At 67.2% G+C, this 23827-nt stretch carries 25 protein-coding genes; 13 read left to right on the plus strand and 12 right to left on the minus strand.

The window, feature by feature from the left end; all coding sequences use genetic code 11:
* Positions 1 to 213: 213 nt before the first annotated feature.
* Genes IPI67_13155 through IPI67_13165 form a run of 3 tightly spaced genes read right to left on the minus strand, consistent with a single transcriptional unit; the run spans position 214 to position 2770 of the window.
* Positions 214 to 1146, minus strand: a complete 933-nt coding sequence (locus IPI67_13155) for an SGNH/GDSL hydrolase family protein (protein ID MBK7581149.1) — start codon at positions 1144 to 1146, stop codon at positions 214 to 216.
* A 2-nt stretch (positions 1147 to 1148) separates the two neighbouring features.
* A complete protein-coding gene (locus IPI67_13160; protein ID MBK7581150.1) occupies positions 1149 to 1445 on the minus strand; it encodes a hypothetical protein in 297 nt (98 codons plus the stop codon).
* Positions 1445 to 2770, minus strand: coding sequence for a hypothetical protein (locus IPI67_13165; GenBank protein ID MBK7581151.1), 1326 nt, complete (start codon positions 2768 to 2770; stop codon positions 1445 to 1447). The genes IPI67_13160 and IPI67_13165 overlap by 1 nt, the downstream gene beginning before the upstream one ends.
* A 202-nt stretch (positions 2771 to 2972) precedes the next feature.
* Here IPI67_13165 and IPI67_13170 point away from each other — a divergent pair, with 202 nt between their 5' ends.
* The 4 genes from IPI67_13170 to IPI67_13185 all read left to right on the plus strand — a co-directional run bounded on the left by IPI67_13170 (position 2973) and on the right by IPI67_13185 (position 6529).
* Positions 2973 to 3893: a hypothetical protein gene (locus IPI67_13170; protein ID MBK7581152.1), complete on the plus strand. Its 921-nt coding sequence runs from the start codon at positions 2973 to 2975 to the stop codon at positions 3891 to 3893.
* 97 nt (positions 3894 to 3990) lie between these two features.
* Complete coding sequence (locus IPI67_13175; protein MBK7581153.1) at positions 3991 to 4758, plus strand: META domain-containing protein; 768 nt, start codon at positions 3991 to 3993, stop codon at positions 4756 to 4758.
* Positions 4759 to 5039: 281 nt separating this feature from the next.
* Positions 5040 to 5642 carry a hypothetical protein gene (locus IPI67_13180; GenBank protein MBK7581154.1) on the plus strand — a complete coding sequence of 201 codons (603 nt, stop codon included), beginning with the start codon at positions 5040 to 5042 and terminating at the stop codon, positions 5640 to 5642.
* Between the two features lie 89 nt (positions 5643 to 5731).
* Entirely contained in the window at positions 5732 to 6529 is a 798-nt protein-coding gene (locus tag IPI67_13185; protein MBK7581155.1) for a hypothetical protein, read from the plus strand.
* 11 nt (positions 6530 to 6540) lie between these two features.
* On the opposite strand, the gene IPI67_13190 is transcribed toward IPI67_13185, so the two are convergent.
* Complete coding sequence (locus IPI67_13190; GenBank protein MBK7581156.1) at positions 6541 to 7905, minus strand: hypothetical protein; 1365 nt, start codon at positions 7903 to 7905, stop codon at positions 6541 to 6543.
* A gap of 560 nt (positions 7906 to 8465) precedes the next feature.
* Between IPI67_13190 and IPI67_13195 the strand changes: the two genes are divergently transcribed.
* A complete protein-coding gene (locus IPI67_13195) occupies positions 8466 to 9599 on the plus strand; it encodes a hypothetical protein (protein MBK7581157.1) in 1134 nt (377 codons plus the stop codon).
* 12 nt (positions 9600 to 9611) lie between these two features.
* Here the strand turns inward: IPI67_13195 and IPI67_13200 are convergent, their stop codons facing one another.
* The 7 genes from IPI67_13200 to IPI67_13230 all read right to left on the minus strand — a co-directional run bounded on the left by IPI67_13200 (position 9612) and on the right by IPI67_13230 (position 15686).
* Entirely contained in the window at positions 9612 to 10127 is a 516-nt protein-coding gene (locus IPI67_13200) for a hypothetical protein (protein MBK7581158.1), read from the minus strand.
* Between the two features lie 165 nt (positions 10128 to 10292).
* The gene (locus IPI67_13205) at positions 10293 to 11045 is read right to left on the minus strand and encodes a hypothetical protein (GenBank protein MBK7581159.1); all 753 of its coding nucleotides are present in this window, start codon (positions 11043 to 11045) and stop codon (positions 10293 to 10295) included.
* A gap of 87 nt (positions 11046 to 11132) precedes the next feature.
* Positions 11133 to 11582: a hypothetical protein gene (locus IPI67_13210; protein MBK7581160.1), complete on the minus strand. Its 450-nt coding sequence runs from the start codon at positions 11580 to 11582 to the stop codon at positions 11133 to 11135.
* 49 nt (positions 11583 to 11631) lie between these two features.
* Positions 11632 to 12546 carry a hypothetical protein gene (locus tag IPI67_13215; GenBank protein ID MBK7581161.1) on the minus strand — a complete coding sequence of 305 codons (915 nt, stop codon included), beginning with the start codon at positions 12544 to 12546 and terminating at the stop codon, positions 11632 to 11634.
* A 184-nt stretch (positions 12547 to 12730) separates the two neighbouring features.
* Positions 12731 to 13333: a hypothetical protein gene (locus tag IPI67_13220; protein MBK7581162.1), complete on the minus strand. Its 603-nt coding sequence runs from the start codon at positions 13331 to 13333 to the stop codon at positions 12731 to 12733.
* Positions 13327 to 14334 (minus strand): hypothetical protein, encoded by a 1008-nt coding sequence (locus IPI67_13225; GenBank protein MBK7581163.1) that lies wholly within the window; start codon positions 14332 to 14334, stop codon positions 13327 to 13329. Before IPI67_13225 ends, IPI67_13220 begins: the two co-directional genes overlap by 7 nt.
* Complete coding sequence (locus IPI67_13230; GenBank protein ID MBK7581164.1) at positions 14331 to 15686, minus strand: serine/threonine protein kinase; 1356 nt, start codon at positions 15684 to 15686, stop codon at positions 14331 to 14333. The genes IPI67_13225 and IPI67_13230 overlap by 4 nt, the downstream gene beginning before the upstream one ends.
* A gap of 133 nt (positions 15687 to 15819) precedes the next feature.
* On the opposite strand from IPI67_13230, the gene IPI67_13235 reads away from it, so the two are divergent.
* The 6 genes from IPI67_13235 to IPI67_13260 all read left to right on the plus strand — a co-directional run bounded on the left by IPI67_13235 (position 15820) and on the right by IPI67_13260 (position 20342).
* Entirely contained in the window at positions 15820 to 16155 is a 336-nt protein-coding gene (locus IPI67_13235; GenBank protein ID MBK7581165.1) for a helix-turn-helix transcriptional regulator, read from the plus strand.
* 212 nt (positions 16156 to 16367) lie between these two features.
* A complete protein-coding gene (locus tag IPI67_13240; protein ID MBK7581166.1) occupies positions 16368 to 17063 on the plus strand; it encodes a response regulator transcription factor in 696 nt (231 codons plus the stop codon).
* A 203-nt stretch (positions 17064 to 17266) separates the two neighbouring features.
* Positions 17267 to 17728: a hypothetical protein gene (locus tag IPI67_13245; GenBank protein ID MBK7581167.1), complete on the plus strand. Its 462-nt coding sequence runs from the start codon at positions 17267 to 17269 to the stop codon at positions 17726 to 17728.
* Positions 17729 to 17877: 149 nt separating this feature from the next.
* Positions 17878 to 18735 (plus strand): hypothetical protein, encoded by an 858-nt coding sequence (locus IPI67_13250; protein MBK7581168.1) that lies wholly within the window; start codon positions 17878 to 17880, stop codon positions 18733 to 18735.
* A 244-nt stretch (positions 18736 to 18979) separates the two neighbouring features.
* Positions 18980 to 19912 carry an SUMF1/EgtB/PvdO family nonheme iron enzyme gene (locus tag IPI67_13255; protein ID MBK7581169.1) on the plus strand — a complete coding sequence of 311 codons (933 nt, stop codon included), beginning with the start codon at positions 18980 to 18982 and terminating at the stop codon, positions 19910 to 19912.
* A gap of 148 nt (positions 19913 to 20060) precedes the next feature.
* Complete coding sequence (locus IPI67_13260; protein MBK7581170.1) at positions 20061 to 20342, plus strand: hypothetical protein; 282 nt, start codon at positions 20061 to 20063, stop codon at positions 20340 to 20342.
* Positions 20343 to 21107: 765 nt separating this feature from the next.
* Here IPI67_13260 and IPI67_13265 read toward each other — a convergent pair.
* Positions 21108 to 21248, minus strand: coding sequence for a hypothetical protein (locus tag IPI67_13265; protein MBK7581171.1), 141 nt, complete (start codon positions 21246 to 21248; stop codon positions 21108 to 21110).
* A gap of 6 nt (positions 21249 to 21254) precedes the next feature.
* On the opposite strand from IPI67_13265, the gene IPI67_13270 reads away from it, so the two are divergent.
* Positions 21255 to 22994: a hypothetical protein gene (locus IPI67_13270; GenBank protein ID MBK7581172.1), complete on the plus strand. Its 1740-nt coding sequence runs from the start codon at positions 21255 to 21257 to the stop codon at positions 22992 to 22994.
* Positions 22994 to 23797 carry an SUMF1/EgtB/PvdO family nonheme iron enzyme gene (locus tag IPI67_13275; protein MBK7581173.1) on the plus strand — a complete coding sequence of 268 codons (804 nt, stop codon included), beginning with the start codon at positions 22994 to 22996 and terminating at the stop codon, positions 23795 to 23797. The genes IPI67_13270 and IPI67_13275 overlap by 1 nt, the downstream gene beginning before the upstream one ends.
* The last annotated feature ends 30 nt before the right edge of the window (positions 23798 to 23827 follow it).

A 23827-nucleotide genomic window follows, 5' to 3' on the forward strand; every position in this document is an offset into this window, starting at 1 on the left:
TAGCACGCGCCGTTCGTCGCGCAGCGAATCGCTCGGCGTTCGATGGGAGGAACCCAGCGCTCGATCGCGCAGACCGAGTTCGACGCGTGTATCTCGCGGGCACAGTGGCGCGCGACCGCCCGGCTCCGAGGGTCGAGCGTCCCAGCGAACGAACGACGAATGCGTGCCTCGTCGCAGCGGAAGAACCGTTTCAGCGTGAAACAGCTCGGGGGTTCAACACCCGGAGCCGTACATTTTCGCGAAAACCTCTTTCCACTTCTCGGTCATGTGAGCGAAGCCGGCGGGCCCCGGGTGAGTCCCGTCGCCCTGGAGCCAGTGGGTGTTGTCGGCGCCGCAGTGCGGGCATCCTCTCAGATCGGCGTTGCGTCCGTGACCCAGGAAATCGGGGTAATGGTCGACGGCGACGGAATCCGCGCGCTGCTTCGCGACGTCGATGAACAGGGCCTTGTTCACGTCCTGGAGGAGTTGCTCCTGCTCGTCGGTGACTCCGCGGCTCGGCCCTGGTGGATCCGGACACTGGTCGTAGGGGCTGTACTGCGTGTTCAGGAGGAACGTGGCGCCATCGGGAAACCGCGAGGTGTCGGTGAAGTAGGCGAAGACTTCGCTCCAAGCCTTGTTCCAACCCAGGTAGTCGATCTTGTCCGTCGCCAGGTCGTTTCCTATCGCGTAGACCCAGACGAGCACGTGCCCGGGACCGCCCGCGACAGCTTGCGCCTGCACCGGCAGTTCGGCGGTGAAAGCTCCACTCTTGGCCTTGGACTCGAGCACGACGCCGGGCGCAATGGTTTGCTTCAAGTGATCCACCAGCTGGTTTGGCGTGCACTCGGACGGTCCGACTCCCAGGCATGCGGCGATGCTGTCGCCCAGGACGACGAGCCTCGCCGGTTTGGGACGGCACGCGTCGAGCCCGTAGATGTCGTCATTGGTGTCCGGAGGCGGGCTCGACGACGGCGGGTCGCAGCTGGGGGGCTCGCCGTCCTGGTAGAAGCTCAGGCGGAAGCGATCGCAGTTCTTGACCAACGGCAGGCAAGCCGCGGGCGTCTCGATCAGGTAGCCGGCGTTGGAGCAGACCTGGGTGTCATTCCAAGCATCGAGGCACTCCAGGTAGTCACTCACCAGGATCGGGCAGCTGCCCGGCGGTCCCAAGGTCAGACCTGAGCAGTCCAGCGTTTGCTCGGCACCTGCCACCGAGCTGTGACACGTCGCCACGGCCGTTTCACACTCGGCCACGCCGGCCAGTGCATGCCCGTGGTCCGGCAGGGGTCGACGTGGGCCAGCACTGCCTTGCACAGGGTTTCCGCCTGCGCGCTGTCGAGCTCGTCCAGCGGCAGCTCAGCGATCTCTGCGAGCTCGGGCGGGTCCGGCGTGGGAGCCCATTTCTCGTCGCGACCGCAGCTCGACAAGAGCAGAAGGCCCAGTGCCACGCCCCAGGCGGAGCCTTTCATCACGGCACCTCCGGTAGCTGGGCGATGCCGATCTCGGCGACGGTCGCGAACGCCACGCGGCCGTCCGGCAAAGCGACGACACGCGGGGTGTCGCCCATCGAGATGTCTCCGGATCGGAGCATGAACGAAGCCTCCAACTGGTATTGGACGCAGCGAGATCCGTCGGTCGACACTTGCACCAGCAAGGACTTCGGCTGCGGGAAGGAAACGTCCTGAGCGACGAGGGCTCGGCCATTGGAGTCGACCGCCACGAGGTCGTTCAAGCCGAAGCTCATCGGAAGTCGCGCGCGCCAGAGACTCTTTCCGTCGCGGTCGAGAGCATCCAGGGCCTGAAAGGACTCACCCCCGTTGTCGAGGTATTGGCTGACGTAAGTGGTCCCATCTGGACCTGCCGTGGCCGACGCCATGGGCGTGGGAACCTCACGGGTCCACACCAACCTGCCGTCAGGCGCAACCCGAACGATCAGAATGGGCGCGGCCTTGCCAAATTCGGGGACCAACCGCAGCTGGAATGTCGTCGATCCGTCCGAGTCCCCACCGACGAGCTCCATCCGATCGACGGTGAGGCTCGAGAGGGCGGACTGGTTCCACGACAGACGCCCGTCCGAAGTGAAGCGCGCGACTCCGGCGCGTCGGGTCGCGACGGGTGGCTGCGCATCGTGGTCGACGCTCTCGACGTACGAGTAACCCACCACCGCGTGGTTCGCCCTGAGGTGCGTGTGGCTGGACAGCGCGTCTTGCACGAGCCAGCGGGCGCTCGTGAGGTCGCCCCTCGCGCCGTGTCGGCGCCACCAGATCCCGGTTGCTCCGTGACCGGGCCCTATCCAGGATAGCCCTGCGCCACTCGCGCGGATCCCGCGGGTTCGCTCGAGGATCGACCCTAAGCCGACCGCCACGTCGGCCGCGATGGCCAAACACTCATCCCCGGTCGGCCCAAATCGGAGTAGCGCGAACCCCGCGCGCTCGTGGGGCTCGGGCATCGGGTATTGGATTGGATGCAGTAGCCAGGCGCTGACCCACAGCGAGCCGTCTGAGCCAAGAGTGAGGTCCTCTCCGATCACTGGGCACGAGCCATAGGGGCACGGCAGCGTTCCGTTCTTGGTCTTCCATTCGACCACCGCCTTGGCCTGCACCGGTTCGCAATCGACCAGGGGGCCGGGAGTCAGAGGCTCGCGCTTCGGGAGCGTGCAGTCCGTTGCCAGGCAGCTACCTGGGACGACCGGCGGCTCCGCAGCGGGCATGACCTCCGGCTCCGAGCACGCCAACAACACGAAACAAGGAATGCCGAGCCACATCGAGCCGCCGTGCACCATTGGTCCGCCCACCTTCCATCCCCCCCTAGCGTTAGTCGTCACTGGACCCGGAGCCGAGCGGTTCCGGATCCAGAATCTGTGGCGCTCCACAGGCCGCTGCGCTCCGACCGCGCGAACGCCGCGCGAGTTCCGCGGTCGTATCTCCCGCGCGCGCGCATTCATTTCCGGTAGACCAGCCTGTTGCCGAGCTCGCGTTCGAGCGCATGCTTGGTTCATGTTGGTCCAGGTGCTCCCCGCACGGCTTCGGCCGGCATGGTTCCTCGTCGCCATCGCGATGGTGGCATCCGTCGCTGCCTGCACGAGTTCGTCTGACGAAAGCGGGCGCAAAACCGCCGGGAGTACTGATGCCGGAAGTGGCGGAAGTGGCGGGACTGGAGGCACCGGGACGCAGAGCGCGTGCGATCCGCTTGCGCCGAAGGGCATCGCGCTGGGCGAGGTCGTGGGCGTCGGGAAGGATGCGGCGGGGACGTTCTACGTCGACTCCTCGAACGGGATCTTCGTGTCGGGCACCGGCAACTTGATCCGCCAGCACGTGATCGGCACGGGGCAATCAGGCAGTAACGAGTACAACTTCTCGTTCGTGGCTCCAGGGGCGGACTACTCCACCGCGCGGAATCTGCTCGTCGAGACGACTGCGGGCAAAGCCACGGCGATGGCTCTCGGACCCGATGGCAAGACCTTCCTGGGCCAGCCAAGCACGGGAATCACCATGCTCACTCTCGTCGATCCCTCCACCGTGTCCGGGATGCCGCTCGTGAACACGCCGAACGTCATCGCCTACGTCGCCGACGTGGCCAACGGCAATGTCATCTTGGCGACGCGGCCGATGGGCGGCGATTCGACGTCGAGCAGCGGTGGTCTTGCCATCTTCTACGGCCCGCCCACGGCGGTCGCCCAGCGCGTCATCACCGAGTTTCAACAGAGCTTGAGCAACAGCGGCACCGTGACCTTCCTCGTCGATGGCACTCCCTACGTCCTTGCGTTCGGGATGATCGCGAGCCCGGACGCCGGCCCGTTTGGAACGTTCGCGCTGCAAAGCCTGACTCCACAAGGCGGCTCGCCGATTGGCATCACCCTGCGCGTGCCGACGCCGGACGAGGTGCCGTCAGACCTGTCGGTCACCTGTTCGACGTGAGTTCTCCCCGCGTTCGCGCGCGGCGACTCCGCCGGTCGTCGCGCGCGGCTATGTGCGCCCGTGCTAGTATTGGGAAAGCGGTAGGAGGAGGCTGCGAGTGAGAATGGCGTCGCTCAACAGGTCTGGCTGGTGGATGCCGTGGCTCCTGGCGCTCAACTGCTGCGGGGCGCAGGCGGAGGATGGGGGTCAGCTCGCGGGCCGTGAATTCCTTCTCGACAGCGCGCAAGGCTTCGAGCCGGTGGCAGGAAGCACGCTGAGCCTGAAGTTCAAGAGCGGCGAAGTGAGGTTCGACGCTGGGTGCAATCTCCTCAATGGCTCCTACTCGGTGAGCGGCGGCCGCTTGGTCGTTACTCACGTGGGCTCGACGAGCATGGGATGCGGTCCAGAGCTCGGCGCGCAAGAGGACTGGTTTCAGGCCTTCATGACGTCGAGCCCACAGATGGACCTGGCTGGGGACTTCCTGACGCTGACCGGCGCGGTTGCCACGCTCGTGTTCCTCGACCGCGAGGTCGCGGATCCGGACCGGCCGCTCGCGGGGCCAACATGGAGGATCGACACCATTTTCGACAACGGCATGGCTAGCGGTGTTTTTTCGGACCCCGCCCGGACACTGGTGTTCCACCAGAGTGGCGGTGTCACAGTCTCCGCTGGCTGCAGCTCCGGCGGCGGGGCCTACGTCGTTCAGGGGGCTCAGATCGTTCTCAGCGGCATGGCGTACTCCGACGAAGGCTGCGCGGGCGCGTTGCCGGCGACAGACGCGCAGGTGCAAGCCGTGTTGAGCGACGGAGCGCTCTCCTACGAAATAGACGCTGCCCGCCTTCGGATTCAGCGCGGAAGCACAGGGATCGGAGCCGTCACCGACTGATTTTTCGGCGAACTGATCGACTGACGCCGCGCTCATTGCGCGTCGTGCCAGCGCAGACCTGCGCACACTGTCGTATCGATGTCGGATCTTGTCGGTTGACGCCTCGTCACCGCGAGGAATCGAGGAACCTGGGTGGATGGCGCGTTTGGCGTCGTCCTGCCGCTGACGATGCTGGTCGCGAGCGCATGCGGTTCCGACGAGGGCCGCCAACGTCACCGATGAAGAGGAGGTCTGCGACGTCGCGGCCTCTCACGGGAATCACGTGTGATAGGTTTGCGCGCATGAGTGGGAAGCCGCTCGCCGCGGTCTGGTTGACTGCCGCGCTCGTACTCGCCACGGTCGCCGAGGTTCGCGCCGACGCCGCGGGTCGGGCGCAACCCGTTCGCGCACGCGATCCCAGTCAATACGTCCGGTTGGGTGCGGGTCTCGGAGCGTACTTCGGTCCGAGGAGCAGCACGTATTACACGGGCACCCCGTGGGGCTCATTCGTCACGTCGACCACTACCGTCGCGGGGCTGAGTATCCCGTTCGAGCTCGCGCTCGGCGGACCCGTGAGCCGGGGCCTGGTGCTCGGCGCCGGCGCCTACGGCGAGGGCGTCCCGCTTCTCGAGCGGCGCGCAGATCCACGCCTCGTCGGCGTGGTCGGGCCAGCGCTCGACTACTACTTCAGCGGCTGGGACGGCTTTCACTTCCAGATCGCCGGCGGCGTGGGCGCCACGATTAGCCGCCAGATACACGCCGCGCCCGGAGCAGCACTCGGCCTCGGCCACGAGTGGTCCACGAGCGTCGATTGGAACGTTGGCTTCAGCCTGAGATTGACCACGCTGCTCGAGCGCGACCCGACGTTCGCGCCAGGCGTCTTGCTAACCACAACGTGCTTCTGAACCTGGATCTACGGGTGAGCGGCTCTTCGCTGTCGATCCAGCCAAGCCCCCGCTTGCAACCGCGGGCCGCGGGTCTATGGTTGTCCAGCATGAACCCTGGGGTGGGGTGGGGTCTTGGCTTCGCGTTGCTCGCGACCGCTTGCGGTGGGAGTGAGGACGCCGCTGGCGGTGGCGGCGCCGATGCGGCCGCTGGTGGCAGTGCCGATGCGGCCGCTGGCGGCGGTGCAGCGGGTGCCAGCGCGACGGGCGGCACGAGCGCGACGGGCGGCACGAGCGCGACGGGCGGCACTAGCTCGACGGGCGGCACGACCAGTGGTGGGGCACCTGGCGGCGGCGGGTCGAGCGGTACGGCGGGCGTGGGCGGGACCGGGGGCAGCGGCGCCGTTTGCGGAAGCCTGCCGTTTGGCGCCCCCGCGGCCTGCGTGAGTTGCGTCGAAGCGAAGTGCTGCTCCCAGATGAAGGGATGCGGCAGCGACGCCGAATGCGTTGCTCTGCGAACCTGCGGCGGGAAACCCGGGTGCTCGTCTGGGCCCTGCTGGCAGCAATGCAAGGTCGACCATGCAGGAGGGCTCCCCGAAATGAACGTGTTCAGCGCGTGCATGGCTCACGAGTGCACGGCCGAGTGCGCCATGCCAACGTCTCTGGTTTGTGGCGTGACCATCCAGGACGCCGCGTGCGCGACGTGTGCGCAGGCGCAGTGCTGCGCCGAGATGTACGCTGCTTCCCAGTCCAGCGATTACTGGGTGTGGACGCAGTGCTACTCCGGATGCGGTACGGACACGGTTTGCATGCAGAAGTGCGACGCGGATCACCCGGCGGGATCGGCGCTCTACGTCACGTACGGAAACTGTCTCCTACAGCAATGTTGGACGGCTTGCGGCAGCTGAAAGTGAGAGGATCAGTACAAGGGCGCAAGCGCCAGGAATGATCCTTGGCCCGCAATCGGTTCGAAGGGTGGACCGAACGGATTCGGCTGCTTCGCCGGCTCGACGAACGTTCCCACGACGAACAGCGAGCTTGGATCACGCGGTCGAAGGGCGGAGTAGTACCAGTGGCCGGTGGAATCGGCGGGACGCTGCTCCGACCCCAAGTACTCCCCGCTGCCGCCGATATTCGTAGCGAACAACCCGACGCAGGGTTCCAGCGTGGGCCCGGGGTCAAAATCCGCGACTACGGCGCACCATCCCGCCGCGGTGACCGAGTCCGCTCCAGCCCAAAGCGCACCTGCGAGGATTGGCTGAGCCCAGAGGAAGCCACCTAATGCATCGAAGCCGGAGAGGAACAGATCGCTGTTGTAGACCTTGACGGAGTGCTCGCCCGGCCCGGGATCGAGGTCGATGGGGGCGCTGCCGCCCTCGGCGATGCCGAAGCTCTCCAGCAGGTAGATCGTCCCGTCTTCGTCGACCGCCACGTCCCCGGCAAAGCCGGAATGGTTTCCCCCCCACTCCCGCGACCAAAGCTTCACCCCGTTCGCGTCGAGTCGCTCGAGCCAGATGTGGTGGGCGCCGAAGCTGCCCGGCGCGGCCGGATCCGCGACCGTCCCGGATACGACCAAACCCCCGTCGGGCGTAAGCGCTACCGCGCCGCCCATATCGTCTCCGGGGCCCCCATACGTCGACGCCCAGCGAAAGCTGCCGTCCGGCGCAAACGCGACGAGGGCGACGTCTTCACCGCCCTTGGTGTCGACCATCGACTCCGACGGGCCTGGGTCGATGTCGGTGAGGACGTGGTAGGTGATCGACGTGACGACACCGCCATCGGGAGTCACTGTCAGAAGTCCGCTGAAGACGACGGCTGCCCAGTCCCAGCTGCGGGTCCACAGCTCCTGCCCGTCTGCGCCGACGCGCTGGAGGAAGACCTCGCCGTTGCCGAGCGCGGTCCCCTCCATTCCCAGGATGTAGGCCCCGCCCTCGGGCTCGGCGGCGATGCTGACGGGCGTGAACGAAAGCCGAGCTCCGATCCAGGTGCCGTCCAGCGAGAACCACGACAGGTAGCCAGTCGGCTCGAAGGCGTCCGGTCCAACCAGCTCCAGGGTGCTCGGACCGGGATCGAAATCCGTTGTTCCTGCGAAACCTCCGCCCACCCAAACACGGTCGCTGCCGACCGCGAGCGCAGACGCCTCCGTCTTCGCGTCACCCCCCCAGGTTCGCACCCAACCTTGAGGACGCTCGACGGGGACAGGCTGCTCCTCGATCGTGACGTGCCCACATGCCAACGTGCCGACGCTACCCACCAAGCTCGCGATGCGCCTGCAGTACCCCATGGGCCGAGTGTCCACGAGGACCGCGCGCTCGCAAGGCCGATTTCCGGTGCACTGCCTCGCATGGCTCGGCGAGCCGACAGCCGGTCGTCCTCCGTCCTGTTTCAAGACCCGCTCAGTATGCAAGAGGTTTGGCGAGCCGGCGCAGCGGGAGCTGTTCGACAAGCGCTGACGCGCGCTCGCGAGGGCCGACGTGCCATTCGTGCTGAGCGGTTTGCCCTCCGGATGTGCGGAAGGGCTCGAGCAGCATCTCGTAGCCGAGCATTCATCCCGACGCAGACCCGAAGGTCAGCGGTGCGGCCGTGCGCAGCAGGGGAAACGGTGGTGCACGCGATGCCTCCGTTGCACATGGGATCAGGTGCTAGATGTGCCGACCGTGTCGAAGACATTGATGACGAAAGCGCGCGGGGCGGCGAGGGCGGTCTCGGGCGGCCGGTGACCCACCGGCAAGACGCCAAGGCAGGAGGGTTCCGCGTCGCGGGTGGAGAAGTCTGCGTCGCGCAAGGGCATGCGCAAGCGAGTCCGATGCAGCGATGGCGCGATGCTTGCGTGCGCAATCCACCATGCCAACTTGTGCCACCGAGGTCCTCCTCGCCGCGCTCTCGGTGAGTTTCGCCTGCGCTTGCGGCGGGCATGTCGCCGACGGCCGCGATCTACTCCACGGGACGGGTGGTGTCGCGGGCAGTGCCGGAGGTGCCGGGGGATCTGCGGGCGCTGTAGTGGGCGGCGCCGGCGGGGGCGCGGGAGCGGGCGCCGGCGCGGGCGGTTGCGCGGCAGACACCCAGGCCGACCCAAAGAACTGTGGTTTCTGTGGTCACGACTGCAGCGCCTGCGCGGGCGGCAGCACTTGCCACGACGGACGCTGCGATCCCGTCGTGCTTGCCACGGAGGCGGGACTCTTCTCGATCGCCGTCGATGCGACGGCCGTCTACGGAGCCGTGGGGGTCGCCGGCACGGTGATGAAGTACCCGCTGGCCGGAGGCCCTCCGGTCGCGTTGGCCACAGGGCAATCGCATCCGGGCGGTCTCATCGTTGCAGGGTCGTACCTCTACTGGGCGAACGGCGAAGTTGGCACCAAGGGTTCTATCGCGCGGCTCCCCCTGGCAGGGGGTCCGCTTGAGACTCTCGCGGCGGCACAGGACGATCCGAGACGGCTCGCCGTCGATGCAACGACCGTGTACTTCACCGCGGCAAACACCGGCAAGGTCTCCAAAGTTCCCCTTGGCGGCGGTTCACCGGTACTGCTCTCGACCGGAGGGACTCCGCAGGGCATCGCGGTGGATGCGAGTCGCATCTACTGGGCCGACGGCGCTGCCAACACCGTGCGGGTGATGCCGGTCGGTGGCGGAGCAGTCTCGGATCTCGTGACGGGTGCCGATGCAGGCTGGGTCGCCGTCGATGAGAAGCGCGTCTACTTCATGGGAAGCGCGCTGCGTGCGGTTCCGATCGGCGGTGCGGCGGTCGAGACGATTGCAGCGGGGCCTTATGTGCCCATCGCGTTCACCAAGGATGCAACCAGCGTGTACACAGGCCACTCGGACTCGTCGGGAACGATCGTCAAGATCCCCCTCGATGGCAGCGCGCCGGTGACCCTCGTCCAGCTGACGGATAACAAGGCCTACGATGTCGCGGTCGACGAGACTTGTGTCTACTACGTGGGCGCGAAGGATGGTGCCCTTGCCAAGGTCGCGAAGTAGTCGCGAGATCGCTCAATTTCCGCAGAGAAACTTGCCCTGCACCAGGGACGTGCGGTGGTCGGCCGTGTTGGCGAGCATGTCGAGACAGTGGAACGGAGCTTCGATGGTTCCAGCGCGGAAGTCAGCGTCGACCCGACAAGAATCCAACGAGCTCATGCTCGTCGCGGCTCGCTCGCCGTGCTGCCAGTTGAATCGCGCGCATGGGATCGAGCACGCGAGAGGCGATCCCGGCTCGACAGCCGTCGATTCGCCGGCCGCGCTGAACGCGCCGTCGTTGCCATCGGGCGCCATGCGGATGCGAAGCTGAAGGTCAGTCTGACCCTGTCGGCTGAACTCGGCGATGAGAACGCTCGGGTACAACTCCTCGTGCCAGCACTTCACCTCGCCGCCGCGGAAGTGGAACTCTTCGAACTTGCCGGCTTGCGAAACCTCTGCGAAGGACGCGTAAGACGCGTCCTTCTCGGTCGTCCCGCCGCACGACAGCGTCATGGCGCACGGTAGCAGCACGGTCAATGAGAGGCGTTGCATGTGGTGCGTCCCAGGTGAAGGACGTTTCGGTGAGCTGGGCTGGTGTCCCGCGCTCATCTGTTGAGCCTAGCTGGACAGCTGGTGGTGCGCCATCACGCACACGGATGGAGGTTTGTGACATCCGTCCAAGCGCCTTGTCGCGGCCGGCTCGGCTCACCCAAGGATTCAACTGCAGCCGATCGTCATGGTCACGAGCCCGCCATCGGGCGAGCTGTCACCGGCGTCAGCGTCCGCCGATACTGGCTCGTTCGCGTCGTCCATCGCCGCGTCCCCGTCTGCGGCGGTCGCGGCCTCCGCCGACCCGTCGGACAGCTTGGGCGGGAACTTCAGCCGTCCGCCCTTCTTCATGGGCTTGGCGACGCATGAGCCGCTGTCGCAACCTGCGCACTGGCACGCGGCCTCGAACGAGTCGAAGCAAAATGTCTGGACCAAGTATGCGCAGGGTCCCGCGTCAAACGAGACGTTGAGCGCGCACGGGCCCGGTAGCTCGGCGGGGAGGCACGCCAGAACAGCCCCGTAGAGACCGCACCCGTGCTCGCAATACTGCCACGAGGAAGCGCTGCACTGCTCACCGACGGCGGCAGAGTGGACCAGCGCGCCATCCATGCAGGTCGTCTCCGGGCACGAGAACGCATCGGGCGCCGACTCCGGCTGCGGACCGTCATCGAAGCCCACCTCGGCCGAATCGATCGGCGCGTTCTCGGCGGGGCCGTCGGAAGCATCCGACCCCGCTTCGAAGGTCGCATGGGGCTCGCCCTTCGGCGCCGCGGGGGAGTGGCCGACCGCTCCACCATCGTCGTCATTGCTGGCCGCGACCCCGCACGCAGCGACGAGCGCCGCGCCGACAAGCGCTCGCGAACCGGCGCGCAGACCCGCTCCGAGCTCAGCAAGTGTCGTTGGAAGCCGAGCGAACCCCATTACAGAGGATGCTACGCGCGCCATGCCCGACGGTCCAACGCCTCCGCGGCCGCCGCATCGGCCGAATTTTCGGGCGCGGTCTTGGCGTCAGTCCGGGCCGGCCTCCGAATTGCTGTCCGGTGCGGCATCCGCTCCGCCGTCGGGGCACGGGTCGAAGACGCTGTCGTAACTCCCAGCGTGGCACTCGGCGCTGCCAATCCAGCCGCAGCTCGCAGTGAAGCTGCAGTACGTTGGGCTCGAGTGCGGGCAGCTATCCCCCAGCTTCGGTAGTGGGGTGCTCTTGGCTGGGCAGGACGGCACGATGTCGCACGGGAGGCCCACCTTCACCCATTGCCCGTTCGCGCATGCGAACGTGTAACCACACGAGCCGCCGTATTCGCATCGGAGCTCGGGATCTGCGCTGCAGGCTCCCGACGGGAAGTCCGTTGGGCAGGTGTTCGCGTTCGACCGATCGTTTCCACACCCCATCGCTGCCGCCAGGCCCGCAACGCTCCACGCAATGGAGCGGAGAGCGAGGCGCGTCGTGAGCATCGACATACGCCAGAAGCCTAGCAGCCAAAGGCGGCGTCATGCCCGTCGGCGATCGTCAGGGCACTCCGCAGTACGACGTGAGCTGCGGCGCATTCCACGGCTTGCAGGCGTAACCCGAGGGGCAGGCGCTCGGACTGAGGTAGCACATCACCCGCTTGCCAAGCGCGTACTGGCAGCTCGCGGCGCTCTCGCACTTCATCGTCGTGAACTGCGTGAGGGTAGAGTTGAGCGTGCCGCAGCACACCTCGCCACCAGAGCAATCCTCGGGACCGTTGCAGTAGATCTTCACGCTGCCCGGGTAACACTGATCACTGGGAGTGACGCAGCCCATGAGCCACTGCGTTCCCGTAGCTGGCTTCGTCGCGCAGCAGTAGTCGCCCGCAGCGAGTTGGCAGAGTTGCTCGAATCCGCAAGAAACGGCCTTGGGCTCGCAGAGCGAGGCGTAGTCATCGCAGCACTTCGTCATCGTACAATTCGAGTTGCAGTGGCAGGTCGTGCCTGGAGGCGAATAGGCCTCGCCGCAATGTCCCGCGCACAAGCTCCCCGTGCCGGAGCTGCCGCCTCCGCCTCCAGGAGCGCCTCCGCCACCCGGGCTGCCTCCGCCGCCAGGAGCGCCTCCACTCGGCGAACCGCCACCGCTCGGGGAGCCACCGCCTCCCGGCGTGCCCCCGCTCGCTGACGCGCCTCCGGTCGCCGCGCCTCCGCCACCCGTGGCGCCACCCGGAGCGCCTCCACCAGAGGGCGAACCGCCGCTCGAGCCCCCGCTCGCGCCCGCAGTTCCCCCTCCGCCGCTGCCAGCCGCGGGCGTCCCACCGCTGGACGTGGTCCCGCCGCCTTGTGCGGCGTCGACTCCGGCACCGCCGCCGGAACCGAACAGCTTCTCCTCCGCGCTGTCACCGCACGCAACGGGCGCGACGAACGGGAGAAACGTCACGGTCACCAATGCCACCCACGCACGCACCCTCGTCATTCGCGCTCTCCCTTGGGAGTACATACCGGAAGTCGGCTTCGCCGGCGAGCCAGTTGGGCGGCTCGCACGCGCGTACATCAAGCTCGCGCGCTGCGGACCCGCCTCGCAGCATGGGGTTCCCCCATAGCGTGATCCGGTCGATCGTCGCGACGTGGCGACTGGCAGCGCCGGACCGAGCGTCCCGCTACGGCGGGCAGAACCCGTAGGTGTCTGCGCCGATCTGAACCTTCTTCGTCGCCGGCTCGGTGCACCCGGCGCAGTCGTTCTTGCCGATGCGGCACCACCTCAAGCAGCCATACTGCGGCGTGCATCCGTAGCCTGGCAGGCAGTCCGTCGCGTCGCTGCAGTAGCCAGCGCCGGAGCCGGCGCCCGAGCAGTCCGAGCAGACGACCGCACCGCCAACGTCGCACGCACCATCACAGTTGGCGCCTGGGCCGCAGACCGCTTCAGGGTTGCTGAGGGAGCATCCCGCGCTGCAGAACAGCTTCCCCTCGAAGTTCAGCAGGCAGACTTGGCCGTCGCTGCCGCAGAGTGCGCCATTCACGCTGCACGTCTTGTGACAGGTGTTGGCGGTTCCTACACCCTTCGAAGTGCACTCGTATCCCGCCGGGCACTTGTCAGTGTCGGGGTTGCAGGGGTGGTTTGCCGGCACGATCCCGCCGGACGTGCCTGCGCCGCCGTCACTGTTGCCCTTCAGATCCCGATCCTCCGGCCCGCACGCCGCCGCACCGACCGCCACCAGCGTCATCAGGACCGAGCATTGCCGCAACAATCTGCTGCCTACCATGTTCCCTCCGCTGACAAGCCGACCGCCCGGGTCGCGACACTCGCGCGCACGCGCAGTCCGCCCGACTTCTGCTCAGGCGCCGTGAGCAACAGCACCACGCCGCCGACCACCGCTACTGCCCCGACTCCAAACGCTGCGTTCGAGATCCGCGCGTCTCTTCTCGCGGCATCTTGATCCGCCCGCGCTTTGACCAGGTCTCCGCACCCGTAGGTCCCGTCAGGCCGCACGGGACATTCATCCTTGACTCGCTGGTCGGCGGCCTGCCACTGAACGAGCTCGAAGACGCCGACGCCCAGTCCCACCGCTCCCGCGCCCATGAGGACCCAGCCGAGCGTTCGCTGCGTTGCGCCTCGCGGTGGCCCGTCGTCGCGGGCCGGCGCCATCGCGAGAAGCGCTCGCGGCGGAGGCGCTGGAGACGTTTCCGCGGCCGGTGTCGCGACGGCTTCGCCAGCGCTGACTTCGAGCGTCTTGGCCTCTCCTTCCGCCAGCGTCGCGGCGTAACGGCGCTCGGAATATCCGGGCGCGGTGACAATCACCTCGTGCGGGCCGACGTTTGCCGGCAACGCCGTGCCCAGCGCGCCCATGCCGAGGAGCACGCCATCTCGCGTCACAGTCACCCCCGGCGGGGCTCCCGGCGCGAGCTTGATCGTGAGCTTGGGCGCCCGCCGCTCGATCGTGGCGATCTGCGCCTTCAGGGGCTCGATGCGCTTGTCGCCCGGCTGAAGCATGTCGAGCGCCTCGCGGTGCGCCTGAAGGGCATCGGCGAGCTTGCCGAGCTTTTCGAGACAGTCGCCGAGGTTGATCGCGGTCCCTGCGGCGGGGTCGAGACGCTGGCTGTCCGCGAGCTTCGGGCAGGCCGAGACGTAGTCGCCCTGCTTCATCAGCGCGCGCGCCTCGCGGAACAGCGCGTCCGCGGTTGCGGGGTCCCGCGTCTGCGCACGCGCGCCCGGAGCGACAAGCAATGAGGTGGCTAACGCGACCACCGAGAGCCGCTTCCTCACTTGCGCTGTTCCTTCCAGTCCGGCGCGGGGAGCTCGGGCGGTGCGGCGCTGGCGGTCGCGCTCGGCCTCGCGCCGGGGGACGGCTTCGGCACCGTCACCGATGGAGCCCGCGCCGACTCGCTCGGTGCGACGGAAGGGGCAGGCGTAGGTGAGGGTGGAGCGGCTGCGGCGGCGGTGGCCGGGGAGAGCGCTGGTGCCGACCCGGACGACTCTGCGAACGCCGGTGCCGATTCGGCCGCTCCACGCCAGTTGGCGATGCGTACGGTGACGAATATGGCGAACGCGATCACGCCAGCGACGGTGACCGCAGCAGCGACGATCACCGGTTTCGGAAGGGACGTCAGCGTTCGCAGCGGAGCGCCCGTTCTTCCGGAGCTGACGGCCGCGCCCGTACCGCCGACTCCACCGGGGAAGATGTTGGCGAGCGCCGACGGCAAGGTCCGGTTCGGCACGACGTCCGGCACGACGATCGGCGGCTGCGTGGAGATTGGGGCGCCGTGAATGCGGTGGTAGGCGCGGCGGATTGCGTCCTGCATGGCGCGCGCGTCGGGCCAGCGCTGCGCCTTGTCGAACATCAGCGCGCGGTCGACGATCGCCCCGACCGGTTCGGGCACCGACGGCTGCGCGGCACGAAGTTGGGGCGCGGGCTTGGTCATCGCGGCCAGGAGTACCTCGTTGGTCGTTCGCCCTTCGTGAACGACACGGCCGGACAACATGCAGTACATCGCCGCGCCCACGGACCAGAGGTCACTCTGAGCATCCACCTCGTCCCAAAGACCGCGCGCGTGCTCCGGCGCCATGAACGCTGGCGTGCCCATGGTGGTGCCGGTGCGCGTGGCCGTGCTTGGCGTCGAGAGCTCTCGCAGGCGCGCGATGCCGAAGTCGAGGACCTTCACCGCGCCTGTGCGCGTCAGGAAGACGTTCTCCGGCTTGATATCGCGGTGGACGATGCCCTTCTCGTGGGCCTGGGCCAGGACATCTAGAACTTGATCTGCCGCGGAGAGCACCTCGTCCACGTCGAGGGTTCCACCCAGTCGCACCCGACGATCCTCGAGTGACTCGCCATCGAGCAGCTCCATGACCAGGAACATCGACCCGTCTTCAGCGGTGTCGTCGTCGGTTACGCGAACTGCGCCCGGATGGTCGATGCGGTTGGCGACGTACCCCTCCTTCAGGAACCGCGACCGGATCGAGGGGTGAGAGACCAACTCGGGGTGGAGGACCTTCACCGCGGCTCTCGTGCCGTTGCGGTGCGTGGCCGCGTACACCGCCGCCATGCCTCCGACGCCCAGCAGTGCATCGATGCGCCATTTCTCCCGCAAGACGGTCCCTACGCGGGTTTTGGCGCGCATGAGCGTCGGATCAATGGCCTGCGTTACCGAATCCACAGCGGTCTGATCGTCTCGCAGTATGACCTATCGTGCAACATGTGCTTGCACTGTCGGGCATTCACCGCTGGGGCATGCGCGGGTCACGCTCGGGTGCATGAAGCTGGGCGCGGAAATCAGGACCCGTCGCAAGGCGCTGGGCCTGACCCTCGATGACCTTGCGGAACGTTCGGGCCTCTCGCCGCACTACCTGTCGACGCTCGAGAACGAGCACCGTGATCCCCGGCTGTCCACCATCACCGCTGTGGCAAAAGCGCTCCGCGTGCCACTCGCCGAGCTCCTGGGCCCATCCGCCGCGCCCGCCGCGGCCCAGCGCATCGGTCCACTGTTCGAGCGCCTGCCGCCGGAGGCGCAGGAGGCCCTGGTCACCCTGGCGCAAATGCTGGTGGCAGCTCCGGGGCGGAAGGCCCGCGCGCGAGGGAAGCGGCCCTGACCGGCGGCGCGCCGAGCGCCCTCGGGCCCACGGCCCTGCGTCAAGAAACGTCGCCCCTGCGTCAGGGAAGGTCGCAGCTGCGACCGAATGAGACCCATGACCTCGAGGGCGGCTTCCGGTATTCTTCGGCGCACGGGTGAGGTGGGGCTTGGGGTCCGGGAACCGGAACAAAGCGCGCAACTCCCGCGGGTGAACGACCGATGGACGCACCGATGGACACCCCTCCCGACGGAACGCGGGTCAATCCGACTCAGCGAGCCGACGTCCCGGTCGCGATCATCGACGACGAAGAGCTGCACCGCAGAGCCATTGGCCGCCTGCTCCAGAACAAGGGTTTCTCCGTTCGAGACTTCGCGTGTCCCGATGAGGCATTGCGTTCTGGCGCCTTGTTCGGCTGCGAGCTGATTCTGCTCGACGTGATGCTTGGCCGAGAGAGCGGGATCGTCGCCTGCCGGCGCCTGCGGGAGCTGGGCTACTCGGGCGGGATCATCATGGTCAGTTGCCTGGGCCAGTCGGAGGTCAAGGCACAGGCGCTCGACGCTGGAGCTGACGACTACGTCACAAAGCCCGCGGGCGGCCGAGAGCTTCGCGCGCGGTTGCGATCAGTGCTTCGCCGAGTGCAGCCCGCTGCTCGGGCGAGCCGCGCCGGTGGGCAGCTCCGCCAGAGAATGGTGCTCGAGGCGCTCAAGTCCCCGAGCCATCGCCGAATGTTCCGGCAGCTGAGTGCTGCACGGGGGCAGCCGGTGCAGCGCGACGCCCTGAAAGCCTTCGGGCTCGAGAACCCCAGAGCGACGGACAAGGCGTTGGAGAAGCACATCGAGCGCATGCGCGAGATTCTCCAACCGCTCGGCGTGCGCATCGAGACCGTTGTCGGCACCGGGTACAGCTGCCCCACTCGGTTCGACTGACGCTGCGCTGTCGCGCGTCGCACCAGCGCGGTCCTGCGCACACTGTCGTATGGATGTCGGATCTTGTCGGTTGACGCCCCGTCACCGCGAGCGAGTCTAGGCGGGCCGGGGACTCGCTCGCCAAACGCACCTCGGAATGCCCACATGATCCGGCCAAGGAAATTGCATGAGGCGAGGCAATGGAGTTCGCGCAGGGAGGAACGATGAGGCGTGATTTCGGCGGGCGCGCAGCGACCGCGGTGGTGTTGGTCCTGAGCGTCTGGATCGCGAACTGCGGCAGTGGCGGAAGCGGTGGGGGCGGTGGCGGCAACAGCAGCGGCGTGATCGGTCAAGCTTGCAGCGCAACGAGCCCATGTGGCGCCGGCTTGTTCTGCTACGCGGGCGACAACTCGCTGCTGACCGGTCTTTGCACGACTACCTGCACTGCTTCTGCGGACACGGATAGTTGCATCGACAAGTACCCCAACACGGCTTGCCTGGTCGCCGAGGTGTGCGGCGCGAATTGCGGCAACGGCCTCTCGTGCCCGCCCGGCGCGTACTGCAACACGAGCTACGAGGTGTGCGTGAACGCTTCAAACTCGTGCCCGACCGCCTTCGACGACTACTGCGATGAGCCGGACCCGTGCGCGACCGGAACCGATTCCTACGACTGCGAGGGGATCTGACATGCATCGCGCGCAGACTCGCGCACACTGTCGTATGGATGTCGGATCTTGTCGGTTGACGCCTGGACAGCGTGAGCGAGTCGCACGTGCTGGCTGGCGCTCCGTGCAGCAATGTCTGACACTCTGCTCGTAGGTCGGGAGGCAAGATCGTGAGTCGTCTGTTCGTTCGGCTCTGCTGGGCAATGATGTGCGTCGCCGGCGGTGCTACCGGGTGTGGCTCGGATGAATCCGGCGCCGAACCACAGGCGTGCGTTCCGAACGCGAGCGTTGGGTGTACCGGCCCCGGAAACTGCAGCGGCTACCAGGTCTGCAAGGCGGACGGCAGCGGCTACACCACCTGCGAGTGCGGCGGGGCGGGCGGTGCCGCTGGCAGCGCAGGCGCCTCGGGAACTGCGGGGAGTGGCGGAACCGGTGGTGCCCCCGACGGTGGCGGAAGCGGCGGCACTTCCGACGACAGTGGCGGGATGGGCGGTGGAGGAACGGGCGGTGGTGATGCAGGGATCGGTGGAGCAGGGACTGGCGGGGCCGGCGCAACCGCCGGGGTCTGCGCCGCGACGTGCCAGAAGAGTGTGGCGGCCAAGTGCCCGAACGACCCGCTGTATTCTGTTTGCTACTCGAAGTGCGTGAAGAACTTCCCTGGATACCAGGCGGTCTGCGGCGGCCAGACATCGGCGTGGTACACGTGCTTCGAAACCACTGGAACGGCGGCGTGCAACACACTTGGGTACTGGAAGCTCGGAGGCTGCTTCGACGAGTTTGTGGCCTTCGGAAGTTGCACCGCGTGCGTAACGAGCCCCGGTGACAGTACCTGCGAGGCGTGCACGCGAAAGCAGTGCTGCCAGGAGATGCAACAGGTCTATGCGACCTCCCAGTACGCGTCCTACCTGAGCTGCCTGTCCGGGTGTACTTCCGAGAGCTGTGAGGCCGCCTGCTACTCCAGTCATCAAGCGCTCGGTCAGGCCCTCACGAAGTTCGTCCAGTGCCGCTCCACGAAGTGCGGGTGCTGAGCGGCCTCGTCAAATCCGTGACACCACGATTCGTACGCGCAGGAATCGAAATGACTCGCGTCAACTTGGGGAAGAGCAGACCTGGCCGAGAGGACAGTGCTCAGGTAGCGTTCCTGCGGATGCGGCTCGGGCACGGGCGTGGCGGTTCCACGTTCAGCATCGAGCCGGGAGGGCCATGAAGTCAGAGTGGGGCAGAGGCCGGGGACTCGAGCGCGTCGGTTTCCGCGTGGGCCTTCCGTTGCGCATGGCAGGAGTGAGGCGGGCGGCCAAGGCCTTCCTGATCGCGAATCTGCTGGCCGTGGCGATTCTGGGGGTCGGCTGCGGCTCGGAGGAGCCGGCCGCGGATCAGAAGGCGTGTACACCCGGGCTATCTCAAGCCTGCGTCGGCCCCGGTGCCTGCAAGGGGGGCCAGGCCTGCAAGCTCGACGGAAGCGGCTACGGTCCCTGCGACTGCGGTGTGGGTGTCGGTGGAAGCGGAGGCACTGGAGGATTGCCCGACGGCTCTGCCGGCTCCACGAGCGTCTGCCCGACGGGCCTGCCGGGGCCGCCGCTCGTGGAAGTGAAGTCGCCGACCGGCGTCGCATACTGCATCGACGCGACGGAGGTGTCGTTCGCGCAGTACGACGAGTTCCTTTCCGCAAAGGTCGATCCGAAGACGCAGGAGGGGCGGTGCCTGCAGATGAATGTATTTGGGTCAGCGGAGTCACTGTCGTGCCGGCAGGCGATGCAGAACACTTCTCCGTCGGCTCCCGTAGGCTGTGTGAATTGGTGCGACGCGGTTGGGTATTGCAGGTGGGCGGGGAAGCGGCTTTGCGGAAAGATCGGGGGAGGCGCAGCGGGTATCGCAAAGCCGGACGATGCAAACGACAGCCAGTGGTTCAATGCGTGCAGCGCGGGGGGAACCCGGGCATACGCGTACGGCGACGCAGGCTTGTCTGACTGCTGGGGAAAGTACCCGCGGGCTAGCGTTGGGACACAGGCAGCCTGCAGTGGCCCGTACCCGGGGCTCTTCGACCTGGGCGGCAACGCCGAGGAGTGGGAGGACTCGTGCATCAGCGTGACGCAAGGCGATGGGTGCCGGGTGCGAACAGGCGATCCGTGCGCGAGTTCGAAGAACTCCTCCTGGTACTACGTCTTCGAAACGAAGGGGTTCAGGTGCTGCCATGACGGGAAGTGAAAGGCTCCCATGGGCGCGCCGTCGGTCCGGCCGGTTCCCTGACCTGGTGGCCGCATTTGTCGCGCGCGACGACGTGGCCGAGCTCACGTCGTCGCGCGGTCGTGACGTGGGCTACACATGACGCAATAACGTACGGAAAGGGCCCGACGTGGCTGCCGAGGCTGACGGAAAGGCCTCGCGCTCGGAGGAGCCGGGAGCCGCTCGGCGCGAGCGCCGCACCAACGTGTTCGCGTTCGCCTTCGCTGTGCTGTCCGCGCTCGGCTCCGTGGGTTGGCACAGATGGCTGTCACTCCAGTTACGCGAGAGCGCGCCCGACGCCATTGGCGCGGAGAGCTCCGGCCCCATCATGCTGGGCGCGGTGGTGTGGGCGGTCCTAACGAGCGGGGGTGTTGCAGTTCGGGATGCGGTGGGCGCGAAGAACGGGTGGTGACACCGACGGGGTGAGCCGGCGTGCTTCACAGCCTCGGGTCTACCGGCTTGCTCTCCAGCGCGAGCACCGCGCGCGAGGAAAGCGGGGCTGACCGGTCGGCGCGCCGAGCGCCCACAGCTGCCCCACTCCCAATTGAATGAGGTCGCGCCCATTGCGCATCGCCCCAGCGCAGACTCGCGCACACTGTCGGATGGATGTCGGATCTTGTCGGTTGACGCCCGGTCACCGCGAGCGAGTCTAGGCGGACCTCGGCAGTGGGTGGCCGGGGCGGGCAGGAGTTCGAAGGTCGTGAGACGGCGCGGTCGATTTGAATTCGAGCAACTCGGATCCGCTGCGGGCCGATAGCGCGACATCTTGCGCCGGCGAAGTCCGATGGTGGAGTCGATGTCTAGCGGAGCGAGGAGTGGTGGTCGGCGTGTTTGGGCGAGACGGGATCGAAGGAAGATGAAGAGCGGCTCACCGCCTCGTGTCGCCTCGAACGCGGGCTGGGTGGTGCCAATGCTCGCCGTCGCGGCGACGTGCTCCTGTGGTTCGGACGCACCTCCCGAGTCTTCGACGTCTCAGACCTCTGGCGTGACTCACCAACTCGCAGTGACCGAATCTCCCGAAGCGATGGCGCACGTGGCGCGGCTGCAGACACGATTCCTTGTCTCGCAGCACGGCGCGCGTGCGCAGCACGCCGCTGAGTCAGACCGTCCGGCCATTCCGGGTGGTTCGATTCGCCGACTTCTTCTCGACGGCGATGCCCTCGTCCCGGAGAGCGCTTCAGCGCCAGGCGTGGGTGGATTGCGGGTGCGCCTCGCGCCGCGAGCTGATGGGTGGTCTCGGATCGAGGATGCTCGCAGCGGCGTCGCTGCCGACTTCAGGCTGAGCGGTGCTCGGGATGTCGGGCCTGCCGTCGGTCACGGACTCGTGCTTTATGACGGCGGAGGGCCCAGCGGCGGCGCGCTGCTCATGCGCGTCTCGCCCGGCGCGCTCGAGGACTTCGTCGTGTTCGAGACGGCGCCCGACGAGCCGGAGGTGCGGTACTCCGTCAAGCTTCACCGCGTCGCCGGGTTGCGCATGGTCGCAAACACGCTCGAGCTCATCGACGCGGCGGGCGCCCCCCGCTTACGGGTGCGTTCTCCATATCTCGTGGATGCGACAGGTTCGACACGGGCCGCCATGCTGAGCCTGGAGGGCTGCGAGGCGGACACTAGCCCTCGCCCGCCTTGGGGCCGATCACCGACCGCCGCCGGTTCGGACTCATGCACCCTGAGTCTCACGTGGGATCCGTCGTCACTGCGCTATCCGGTGCTGCTCGATCCGGCGTGGGTGATCGCCGGTGAAATGGTCGCTCCGAGAATCGAGCACACCGCGACGGTATTGAACGATGGTCGCGTCCTGGTTGCCGCCGCGTATGCACTGCCTGGGCAGTGGGCGAATTCCCGCTCAGCCGAGATCTTCGATCCTGCGAGCGAGACGTGGGCCGCGACGGCACAGCTGAACATTGGGCGCATCAGGCCTGGTTCAGTCACGCTGGACGACGGGCGCGCGCTCGTCGTCGGAGGCGCTTGCGCAACGGACGCTTGGGCCTGCAACGAGATCACCAGCGCGCCCGCCGAGAGCTACGACTCGAACAGCGGGACCTGGCAGCTCGTTCCCAACACACCGCCCATGCTCAGCGGTCCCGCTGTTACGCGGCTGCCGGACGGCACTGTGTTGGTCGCCGGCGGCTGCTCGTACTACCAGTCCTGGAGTGAGTGTGGGTATGGCGGGAACAAGACCTCGTTCTTGTTCACTCCTTCCTCGGGAACCTGGGAGAAGCTCGCAGACCTTCCGCCTGAGGGAACGCCGGCGCAGCCAGGCCACGGTTTTCACACCGCGACGCTCTTGACGGATGGTCGCGTTTTGGTCGTCGGGGGAGCCACGGAGCTCGGAGCATCGAGGGCGGTCAGCATCTACGAACCGAGCACCAAGTCATGGTCCGTGGGGCCGCAGCTCCAGCAAGCGCGAGGAGACCACGCCGCAACGATTCTTCAGGACGGCAGAGTCCTGGTAGCTGGCGGGCTCACTGGACCATTCGAAGCGTTGGCCAGTGCCGAGATCTTCGACCCCAAAGCGAACGCTTGGCAGCTCTTTCCGGTCGCCGGTCGGACGATGTTCGGAATGGCGCTTCGCGACGACGGCAGCGTGATCTTCGCGGGGGGCGGAATCGAGGGCTCGACGACCCCGTCCGCCGAGCTGTTCTGGCCGCCAACTCAGACGAGCACACCGTTGAACATGCCAGGTACGCCCCCGCGTTTCCATCACACCGTGTTGCGTTTGGCCGACGGGCGCGTCCTCGTCACGGGCGGAAGCAACGAGCCGAACTTTGCGGGGCCCTTCAGTGGCGTGACTCTGATCCTCGACGCCTCACCGTTCCAGCCCGGAGCAGACGGCGGTGCGGGAGCGGGCGGCGCCGCGGGTGGAGCTGGGGCAGCCGGAGCATCTGGACTCCAGTGTGGCGCTGGGACGAGGCGCGAGGGCGATCGGTGCGTCGCCAACGACGAGTCAGGATGTGGGTGCCGCATCCGACGGCCACATCGAGACGCGGTTCAACTGTGGTCCCTGCTGGCAGCCGTGCTTCTAGCAGCGCGTCGCGGGTTCACGAGCAAGCGGAGGCAATGTTGATGACTAAGGTAGTGTACTACATCGGCGTCCTGGTCGGCATCTCGAGCGCCGGCTGCGAGAACGGCTCGGAACCGTCATCGCCCAAGGCCCCTCCCGACGCCATTCCGAACAGCACAGAAGTTGCGGCTGCCGAGATCGACGTGGGTGTCCGCCTCGGGGTTCTGCGAAGCAAGGTCAAGGTAGACGCGTTCAGCATTTCGGTGCTGCCGACCACCGTGGCGCAGTATCACGCCTGCGTAGCAGCCCGCGCCTGTAGTGCGCCCGCGTCATTGGCGCCCCAGTGTCAACTCGGGGATCGGGGACTCGACGGCGCGACCTACGCCGCCGCCTCCGGAACGGCGGAGTTGGCGAGCAAGACGGCTCTGACTTGCGCGACGCACGCCCAGGCTGCGCAGTTCTGCCGATGGGTCGGCGCTCGTTTGCCACGAGCACACGAATGGCTGCTCGCCGCGCGAGGTCCCAAAGTGTCCCGCTTCGCCTGGGGCGAGTCGCCGCCAACTTGTGAGCGTCACTGGCGCACTTCGTTCCTGGGCGGGGAGGCGGGCGCGTGCTGCAAGGGTGCGTGCGCGGATCTGACCGTCGCGTCGCTCGGACAACATCCGCTCGCGAGCTCTCCTTTTGGGCTCGACGACGTGCTCGCATCGCCAGCGGAGTTGATTATCCCGGCTCCCAAACAGGTTGTTCTGGGCTGCTCGCCGGGCAGCGAGGCGTGCGTCGTCTCCGGTTTGGTCCCCGGGGCTATCGACTTTGTTCACTCCGATCCTGATGCAGTGGCGTCGTTCCGTTGTGTGTGGGAGCAGTAATCATGCGAGGTACCCGTGTTGTCCTGCTGC

It is taken from the genome of Myxococcales bacterium (assembly GCA_016706225.1).
In the GTDB taxonomy this organism is placed as follows: Bacteria; Myxococcota_A; Polyangia; order Polyangiales; family Polyangiaceae; genus JADJKB01.